Origin of the sequence: Skermania sp. ID1734 (assembly GCF_007489285.1) — a bacterium.
GTDB lineage: Bacteria > Actinomycetota > Actinomycetes > Mycobacteriales > Mycobacteriaceae > ID1734.
The window spans coordinates 204,391-212,478 of record NZ_VLIY01000011.1; the positions used below are offsets into that span (position 1 = coordinate 204,391).

The 8,088-nt window shown below is 65.8% G+C and carries 9 protein-coding genes and 1 pseudogene; 5 read left to right on the plus strand and 5 right to left on the minus strand.

Annotated elements, in window-relative coordinates:
• Window positions 1–92 precede the first annotated feature (92 nt).
• Window positions 93–647, plus strand: coding sequence for a Uma2 family endonuclease (locus FOS14_RS15550; RefSeq protein ID WP_255450358.1), 555 nt, complete (start codon window positions 93–95; stop codon window positions 645–647).
• Window positions 648–663: 16 nt separating this feature from the next.
• On the opposite strand, the gene FOS14_RS15555 is transcribed toward FOS14_RS15550, so the two are convergent.
• Window positions 664–2,481 carry an NAD(P)/FAD-dependent oxidoreductase gene (locus FOS14_RS15555; RefSeq protein ID WP_143771711.1) on the minus strand — a complete coding sequence of 606 codons (1,818 nt, stop codon included), beginning with the start codon at window positions 2,479–2,481 and terminating at the stop codon, window positions 664–666.
• A 93-nt stretch (window positions 2,482–2,574) separates the two neighbouring features.
• Between FOS14_RS15555 and FOS14_RS15560 the strand changes: the two genes are divergently transcribed.
• Genes FOS14_RS15560 through FOS14_RS15570 form a run of 3 tightly spaced genes read left to right on the plus strand, consistent with a single transcriptional unit; the run spans window position 2,575 to window position 4,451 of the window.
• Entirely contained in the window at window positions 2,575–3,750 is a 1,176-nt protein-coding gene (locus FOS14_RS15560) for a GAF domain-containing protein (protein ID WP_143771712.1), read from the plus strand.
• 9 nt (window positions 3,751–3,759) lie between these two features.
• The gene (locus FOS14_RS15565) at window positions 3,760–4,134 is read left to right on the plus strand and encodes a DUF1707 domain-containing protein (protein ID WP_143771713.1); all 375 of its coding nucleotides are present in this window, start codon (window positions 3,760–3,762) and stop codon (window positions 4,132–4,134) included.
• Window positions 4,134–4,451 (plus strand): hypothetical protein, encoded by a 318-nt coding sequence (locus FOS14_RS15570; RefSeq protein ID WP_143771714.1) that lies wholly within the window; start codon window positions 4,134–4,136, stop codon window positions 4,449–4,451. Before FOS14_RS15565 ends, FOS14_RS15570 begins: the two co-directional genes overlap by 1 nt.
• Here the strand turns inward: FOS14_RS15570 and lat are convergent.
• The 4 genes from lat to FOS14_RS15590 all read right to left on the minus strand — a co-directional run bounded on the left by lat (window position 4,448) and on the right by FOS14_RS15590 (window position 7,656).
• Window positions 4,448–5,782, minus strand: coding sequence for an L-lysine 6-transaminase (gene lat / locus FOS14_RS15575; RefSeq protein WP_143771715.1), 1,335 nt, complete (start codon window positions 5,780–5,782; stop codon window positions 4,448–4,450). The two genes, FOS14_RS15570 and lat, sit on opposite strands and share 4 nt — an antisense overlap.
• Before the next feature lie 67 nt (window positions 5,783–5,849).
• The gene (locus tag FOS14_RS15580; protein ID WP_143771716.1) at window positions 5,850–6,299 is read right to left on the minus strand and encodes an Lrp/AsnC family transcriptional regulator; all 450 of its coding nucleotides are present in this window, start codon (window positions 6,297–6,299) and stop codon (window positions 5,850–5,852) included.
• 9 nt (window positions 6,300–6,308) lie between these two features.
• Window positions 6,309–7,253: a patatin-like phospholipase family protein gene (locus tag FOS14_RS15585; RefSeq protein ID WP_143771717.1), complete on the minus strand. Its 945-nt coding sequence runs from the start codon at window positions 7,251–7,253 to the stop codon at window positions 6,309–6,311.
• A gap of 85 nt (window positions 7,254–7,338) precedes the next feature.
• Complete coding sequence (locus FOS14_RS15590) at window positions 7,339–7,656, minus strand: HNH endonuclease (protein WP_143771718.1); 318 nt, start codon at window positions 7,654–7,656, stop codon at window positions 7,339–7,341.
• 170 nt (window positions 7,657–7,826) lie between these two features.
• Between FOS14_RS15590 and FOS14_RS15595 the strand changes: the two are divergent.
• Window positions 7,827–8,088: pseudogene (locus FOS14_RS15595) on the plus strand (hypothetical protein); the annotation flags it as partial.

Genomic DNA, 8,088 nt, shown 5'->3' on the forward strand with positions numbered 1-8,088 from the left:
GTCTCGCGGCGGGCGGTTGGGTGTTTTTGTCGGTGCCCGATGCGACGGTGGTTGAATCAACAGATCGACCGCCGAGGGGAGGAATCGTGTCAATGCCGGCGTGGCCCGACCATTTGCTGACCCTCGACGAGTGGGAGCAACTGCCGGAGTATGAGCGGTTCTTGGTGGAGGTGGCCGAGGGGGAGCTCCGAGTGTCGCCAAGACCGATCGCGTTTCATCAGCGCGCGGTGCACAATCTCGTTCGATCGCTCAATTCGCAACTGCCCCAGACTCTTAACGCATTGGGTGAGGTGGAACTGCTGTTGCAGGAGCGCCCTTTGACAGTGCGCATACCGGATGTGCTGGTGCTGGCCACCGACGTCGCGGACATGAATCCGGCACGGGTGCGCGCCGTGGACGTGCACCTTGTGGTGGAAGTGCTTTCCGAAGGTAGCGTGCGTGCCGATCGGGTCACCAAGTTCTCCGAGTACGCAGACGCCGGCATTGCGCGGTATTGGATCGTCGATCTGGACCGGCCCGCATCGCTTGCCGCCTTCTCCCTCACCGCCGATGGCTACCGGTCCGCCGGCGAGTTCACCGGCACAGCCGCTCTCGACTGTGCCGGGAACACCGTGACCATCGATCTGGAGGCGCTCACCACACGGTGACCCACCCGGTGCGCCGTCAGGACAGGTGGTGCACTTCCTGCAGCCCGTACACCGGCGTCGGAATCCCCTCGTACCGAGCCTTGAGTTGCAGGGCCAGGTACAGCGAGTAGTGCCGCGACTGGTGCAGATTGCCGCCGTGGAACCACAGCCCCTCCTGCTGCGTGGGCTTCCACATGTTGCGTTGCTCGCCCTCCCACGGCCCCGGGTCCTTTGTCGTGTTGGAACCGAGTCCCCAGCACTTGCCCACCTTGTCAGCGACGTCCTGGCCGATCAGGTCCGCGACCCAGCCGTTCATCGAGCCGTAGCCGGTCGCGTACACCACGAGATCGGCCTCGAGTTCGGTGCCATCCTCCAGGATCACGCTGTGCTCGGTCAGCTCACGGACGTTGCCGTGCGCGAGCTTGATCTCCCCGCTGGCCACCAGTTCCGAGGCACCGACGTCGATGTAGTACCCGGACGCGCGGCGCAGGTACTTCATGAACAGACCTGACCCGTCGTCACCCCAATCATGTTGGAAGCCAACCTTTTCTAGCCGCTCGTAAAAGTCTTTGTCGCGCTCGGCGATGGCCTGGTACACCGGGATCTGGAACTCGTGCATGATCCGGTACGGCAGCGACGCAAAGGTCAGGTCGGCCTTGTGCGTGGTCATCCCGGACGCGACGGCGCGCTCGGAATACAGATCGCCCAGCCCGATCTCCATCAACGAATCCGACTTCACGATGTGCGTCGAGGACCGCTGCACCATCGTCACATCGACGTCGTGCTCCCACAGCGCGGCGCAGATGTCATGCGCGGAGTTGTTCGCGCCGATCACCACGGCCTTCTTGCCCGCGTACTGGTCGGGGCCGGGGTGCTGGCTGGAGTGGTGCTGGTCGCCGGCGAAGCGGTCCATACCGGGGAACGACGGGATGTTCGGCTTGCCCGACATGCCGGTGGCGAGCACCAGTTGCTTCGGCTTGAGCACCACCTCTTCGCCATCGCGGTCGACAACCACGGTCCATTCCTTGACGGACTCGTCGTAGGACGCCGACGTGCAGGTGGTCTTGCTCCAGTACGGCACCTCCATGACCCGCGTGTACATCTCCAGCCAGTCGCCGATCTTGTCCTTCGGCGCGAACACCGGCCAGTTGTCCGGGAACGGCAGGTAGGGCAGGTGGTCGTACCAGACCGGGTCGTGCAGGCACAGCGACTTGTACCGCTTGCGCCACTGGTCGCCGGGTCGGTCGTGGCGGTCCAGCACGATCGCCGGCACGCCCAGCTGGCGCATCCGGGCGCCCAGCGCGATCCCGCCCTGACCGCCGCCGACGATCACCACATAGGGCTGACGGGTGTACCCGAGCTCGGCCTCCTCGTTGGCCCGCTCCTCGGACCACGTCACGCGCGCCTTGTCTGCCCCGTGCCGAACGCCCTTGGGCCGCCGCGCCCCCTTGCCTTCCTCGTGGCCCTTCAGCTCCTGCAGCGTCGTGAGCAGCGTCCAGGCGCCCTCCTCCTTGAGCCGCAGGTGCCCAACGCCGCGTCCCACCGCGGTCTCGAACGCGATCCAGGCACTGGTCACACCATCGGCCTCGGTGGGTTCCTCGGTGGTGTGGAAGCCGGACGCGTCGATGTCATCCAACCGCTGCGTGAGCATATTTGCCACACCCGCTCTGCCTTCTACAGTCTTAAGGTTCCAGGTAAACGCCACCAGATCGCGCCAGTAGCTGTCGGTGGCGAACATTGCTGCCGCGGCCTGCACGTCCCGCGCGGCCAGGGCCGCCTCGAACTCCGCGAGCCAGGCGTCCACGCGCTGTTGCGGGGACTCGACCCGAGCTGGGTGCTCCAAAGTTGCCGTCATCGCTTCCTCACCTCTCCTTGTGCTGTGACACAGAGCACACACCCGCACCCAACGCACCCGACAGGGTTGCATCGGATTGCATATGCTCGGTTCATGTTCAGCGCGATCCGGCCAGGCACCGACCTGTCCGCCTATGCGCGCGATCTGCGCCGTCTGCACGACGCGGTGATCAATGGCAGCCGCACCGCGGCCCAACCACGCGCCATCGTGGCGCGCTCTTGGTCCCGCGTCCTCGAGGCCGGATTGGATCCCGGCGGCACCAACAACCGCAACTTCCTGCCCGTACAGGACGTCGAAGCCCGCCGCCGGGCCTCGCCGCTGGCCGCGATCATCACCGATCTCGAGCAGGTCGTTTCGCCCATCGCCGACGTCTCGCAACTGTTGCTCGTGGTCACCGACGCCGACGGCATCATCCTGTGGCGCGCCGGCTCGGCCAAGGTGCGCCACCGCGCGGACACCCTCGGGTTCAGCGAGGGCGCAGTCTGGACCGAGGCCCGCGTCGGCACCAACGCGATCGGCACCGCCATCGCGGAAGCCGCACCAGTACAACTGTTTTCGGCCGAGCACTTCGAACAGACCCAGCATCCGTGGTACTGCACGGCCGCCCCGATCCACGATCCCCGCACGGGCGACCTGCTCGGTGTCGTCGACGTCAGCGGGCCGGCGCTGACGCTGCACCCCACCATCACCGCGCTGGTGGAGACGGCGGTCCGACTCGCCGAAGCTCAGCTGTGGCGCCACCACGAGCAGCGGCTGGAACGGCTGCGAACGGCCGCCGCTCCCCTGCTGTCCACGGTCGACGGGCCGCTGCTTCTGGTCGACGAGCACGGGTGGGTGGCGCACACCTCGGGCGTCGCAGTGCGCGACCGGATCGCCGCGCCGCGCGGTCAGCGTGCGCTGACGGTCCCGGGGCTCGGTCTGTGCGTTCCGGAACAACTCGGTGATGGCTGGCTGGTTCGTCCGGCGGGCGCGGACACCCGGTTGCGCGTCGTCCTCGATCCCACCGGCTCGGTCGAGGTGCGGGGCGCGGAAGGGTCGTGGCGCAGCGGACTGACCGCTCGGCACTGCCAGATCCTGCGGCTGCTGCATGCTTCGCCTACCGGGCTCACCGCGGCCCAACTGAGCCAGGCAATGTACGGCGACGCCGACCACCTCGTGACGGTCCGCGCCGAGGTCTCCCGGCTGCGACGGGTGCTCGGCGCGGTGGTCGAGACTCAGCCGTACCGGCTCGCCGACTCGGTGGATTTCACCATCGGCGGCGGTAGCTAGATTGTTCCCATGGCCGAACCACCCGAAGTTCGCATCGGAACCGCCGACCGGGAGAAGGCGCTCGCGGTGCTCAGCGAGCACTTCAGCGCCGGCCGGCTCAGCATTGCCGAGTTCGACGAGCGCAGCAGTCAGATCGCCAAGGCGATAACCCGTGGTGAGCTCGACAGTATCTTCGCGGATCTGCCCGCCCAGCAAGACGATTCGACCCCCCAGCCGGCGAAGAGCAAGACCGCGGTGGGCGCGATGCTCGACGACTGGCCCGAACGCGTTATGGCCGTGATCCCGATTGCGGCCGTTATTCTCTTCTTCATCACCAATAGCTGGTTGTGGTTTCTCGCCATTCCAGCCGCCGGTGCGCTGTTGTACGGCAGCAAGCGTCTCTGATGGAGCCAATCGAAATCAACGCCGGCACATACTATTTGCGTGCGCTGCGTTCCGATGATCGGGTCGACGATCGACCGGCCCTCGCCGACGGCGGCATTGCGGATCCGGACTACATCGCCCAGCGGGCCCGACAGTGGGCCGAGGAGACGCACTATTCGTGGGCAGTGTGTGAGCCGACCACCGGCGAGATGCTCGCCGAGGTCGGACTCGATACTGGCACAGCCGAAGTGACAGGCTGGGCTCGCAGCGGTCACGATGAGGCCTTGGCGACGGCCATGTCGGCGGTGCGCAGGTTCGCCGCGTCCGTGTTGGGTTAGCCGTGCTGGGCGAGTTGCGCGGTGATGGCACGCTCGAGCGCGTCGACTGCCTCATCGAGCTCGGCCTCCGTGACCGTCAACGGCGGCCGGAACCGGACGCCGCGCTCGCCGGTGCCGATGATGACCACATGCTGGTCGTGGTACATCCGACGCAGCACCTCGTCCCGAAATGATTTGCTTGGCAGCGTAATTGCGCACATGAGTCCGCGGCCGCGCGGCTCGGACACGGCCGGGTTGCGCTCCGCAAGACCGACCAGTCCATCGAGCAAATGCGATCCCATGCTCGCCGCATGAGTTATCAGCTGCTCGTGCTCGATCACCTCGAGAATCCGCCGAGCCCGCACCATGTCCGTGAGGTTGCCACCCCAGGTCGAGTTCAGGCGCGACGCCACATGAAAAACGTTGCGCGGCACCTCATCGACGCGACCGCCCGCCATGATGCCGCATACTTGCGTCTTCTTTCCGAACGCGACAATGTCGGGTCGCAGCCCGAGTTGCTGATATGCCCAGGCCGTACCGGTGAGGCCACACCCGGTCTGGACTTCGTCGAGAATGAAGAGCGCATCGTGTTCGGAGCAGATGCGCTGCACCGCGCGCAGGAATTCCGGCCGCAAGTGGTGGTCGCCGCCTTCGCCCTGGATTGGTTCGGCAATGAAACATGCGATGTCATAGGGATTTTCGGCAAAGGCTCGTTCAGCTTGGTGTAGCGCGCGACGTTCGAGCGCGACTACATCGCGGCCGTCGGCCACATACGGCGAACAGATGCGCGGCCAGTCGAACTTGGGAAAGCGCGCGACCTTCACTGGGTCGGTGTTGGTCAGCGACATCGTGTAGCCGGTACGGCCGTGAAACGCCTCGGTCAGGTGCAAGACCTTAGTGCCGAGCGCCGGGTCGCGGCCATGTTCCTCGTTGTGGCGACTCTTCCAATCGAACGCCGTCTTGAGGGCGTTCTCCACCGCCAGACCGCCGCCGTCGATGAAGAACAGGTGCGGTAGCCGCGGGTCGCCGAGCACCCGCACGAAGGTCTGCACGAACCGCGCCAGTTCGACGGTGTAGATGTCGGAGTTGGCCGGCTTATTGACGGCCGCCTCGGCCAACTCGCGCAGAAACTCCGGCTCCTCCGCGAGTGCGGGATGATTCATGCCCAGCGCCGACGAGGCAAAGAAGCTGAACATGTCCAGATACACCGAGCCGTCGCGTTCGTCCACCAACCGGCAACCGCGCGAGCGGTTCAAATCGAGCACCAAATCGAAGCCGTCGAGCAGCAGGTGCGAACGCAGCACATCGTGCACCCGGGACGCCTGCAGCCTCGGTCCCATCACTGCGGTCATACCTCAAGTCTACTGACATATCTCCGGTGCAGCCGTTATCTCACCGCAATAGTTCCTGACATTGCTGTTATCGAGCGTAGAAAGTCTGCAAGATGATGGTGCTTCGGGTATTCACGTTGGCCAGCGAACGGATCTCGTGCAGGAGCTGTTCGAGATGCCTCGGCGAGGAGACACGGACCAGCAAAATGTAGCTGTCCTCACCCGCCACCGAGTGGCATGCTTCGATCTCGGGGAGGTGCTGTAGCCGTGCGGGGGCGTCGTCGGGCTGCGCCGGGTTCAGCGGGGTGATCGCCACGAACGCGGACATCAATTGACCGAGCGCCTCGGGGTCGACCTGCGCGCTGTAGCCGCGGATCACTCCCCGGGACTCGAGCCGGCGCACGCGCGACTGGACCGCCGATACCGAGAGATTCGCCTTGTCGGCAAGCGTCGACAAGGTTGCCCGGCCGTCAGCGACCAGCTCGCGCAGCAACAGCCGGTCGATGTCGTCCAAGGCGGGTTTGGAGGTTTCCGCCATCACCGAAGGTTAACCGAGTGCACCGCCGGCGAGGGCGAGACCGACGGCCTCTTTGGTGCTTTCCAGGCTGTGGTCGAGCGTGCGGATGCGGCGCCCCCCGTCCATGAAGTTGGGACCCATCACGTCGAGGTCGGCGGCCGACGCGTCGATCCGCAGCACCTTGGTTCCCGCGGCGAGCACCTTCTCGATTTCCGCATCGAGACCGGCGCTCATCTGGTTGCGAAAGACCAAGCGTTCCAGCAGGTGTACGCCCTGGCCGGGAATCTTGCCGGTGGATGCCATCGGAGCGAGGACCACGAGTTCGTCGAGTCCTTCGTCGACGACCAGGTCCGCCGACGCCGTCGAGTAGGCGCCGCCGTCGATGTAGCGCCTACCCTCGATCGTCACCGGCGGGAACCACCCTGGAATGGCCCACGACGCGCGCAAAGCGGCACCGATCGTGGTGACCGGCGCGCCGGGCTTACCAAACGCCACCCGCTCGCCCGAGTCGTAATCCATTGCCACCAACCAGGTCTTCGGGTGGGAAACCCACTGGTTGCCGGATGTGAGCCGGCCCGCTAACCGTTGCATCCACGCCGGATCGCCATTGCCGACGGGAAGTAGACCGGAGGCGAACCGGGTACCCAGGCCTTTGATCGCGAGCCGCGGCGACCCCAACCGCAGTTGGGGTAGCGGCGGAAATCGTCCGGGCGCAGCGGCAATGTGGTCGCGCAGGATCGGATTCGTCGTGGTGCCACGCTGCATCGCGAGCAACTCGTCTACCGAGATTCCGCTGCCGAGCATCGTGGCCAGTTCCGCGCCGGCAGAGGTGCCGACGATAACGTCAGCTGTTCGCGGATCCCAGTTAAGGGCGTCCCGCACGGCGAGCAACGCCGCCACGGTCCACGCCGCGCCCAGCGTGCCGCCGCAGCCAAGTACCAGCCCGCGACGCGGCGGGCGATCAGCAGCAGTCATCCGGTTCTCTCCCATGTCACGCTGCAAACTAGCAGCAGGCCAGCGAACGTAACGTCAAGACTCGGCAAAAATGCGGCACCGCCGGCTAGTTGGCCGGGTCGTAGGACAACCAGGGCGGCGCGAATGACAGATCCAGCCTGGCGTATTGCTTGCGGCCCAGCCACGTTGGCGATTGCGGTGGCGTACTGAGGTACAGCCCGCGGGCCGCCGAGGTGACCCGGTCATATTGCGTTGGCCAATGAATCGCTGTCGCAATCTCTTCCAGAATGCTGCGGTCGCGGTCGAGTGCGCGCGCGGTCAACTCGACCGCCGGGAGCAGGTGCGACTTACTCGAATTGCATGGACCGCAGGCCAATACCAGGTTCGCCAGGCCGTCGATGCCAACCCGGGACCAGGGCAGCACGTGGTCGCGACGCCGCTACCGCCGGGCTCTCGATATCCGACGTCGCTGCCGCTGCGGCCGAGAAGCGCTCGGACCGTGGCTCTTTCAGAAAGCGCATCTGGCTGGAAAGCTGACCGAACCCGATTTCCCGCGTGCCGGTTTTTGTCGGTATGTCCGGATATACTTCGAACATGCTTTCGGGAACGGTGCGGGACGAGGCGGTGGAATCGGCGTTGGGCGCGCTCGAGTCCGCGGCCGCGGTCCTGCTGGACACCGACACCGAGAGCCTGTCCAACGACGAACGCCTGAGCGTGCTGGCCCGATTGGAAACGCTCACCCGCCGGTTGCCTGCGGCCCAGAACGCGTTGCTCAATCAGATCGACGAGCACTCGAGCAGCGAGGATTTCGCCGGCACCCCGCGCCGGCACGCGCTGGCCGAGCGGTTACGCATCA